Here is a 546-nt window from a genome sequence, read left to right on the forward strand (position 1 = left end):
GGTTGTTGGTGGGCGAGGGCGGTCAGGGCGGCGGTGAGGGTGGCCCGGTCGGTGCCGATGACGGCGGCGCGGTGCGCGAAGTGGGCCCGCTCCGTGGCGAGCGAGTGGGCCACGTCGGCGGCGGCCAGGTCGGGGCGGGCCGCCAGTGCCTCAAGCAGTCGCTCGGCCTGGCCGCGCAGGGCGGCGGGGCTCTTGGCGGACAGCAACCAGGGCAGCGGCGCCCCCTCGGACGCCGGCGCCGGCGCAGGGGCGGGCGCGGCGGGCGCGTCCGGGGCCTGCTCCAGTACGACGTGGGCGTTGGTGCCGCTCAGGCCGAAGGAGGAGACGGCGGCGCGGCGCGGGCGGTCGGTGGCCGGCCAGTCGGTGTGGTCGGTGAGCAGGGCGACGGCGCCGGTGGACCAGTCCACCTCGGGCGTCGCCTGTGCGACGTGCAGCGTCTTGGGCAGCAGCCCGTGCCGTAGCGCCTGCACCATCTTGATCACTCCGGCGGCTCCGGCGGCGGCCTGCGCGTGCCCGATGTTGGACTTCACCGAGCCGAGCCACAGC

1 protein-coding gene is annotated in these 546 nt (G+C 77.1%); it reads right to left on the minus strand.

Annotated elements, in window-relative coordinates; translation table 11 throughout:
• On the minus strand, positions 1–530 hold a 530-nt coding region (locus KUM32_RS43010; protein ID WP_308408862.1), incomplete at its 3' end, for a ketoacyl-synthetase C-terminal extension domain-containing protein.
• Positions 531–546 lie beyond the last annotated feature (16 nt).

The sequence above is a fragment of the Streptomyces sp. AC627_RSS907 genome (genome assembly GCF_019049165.1).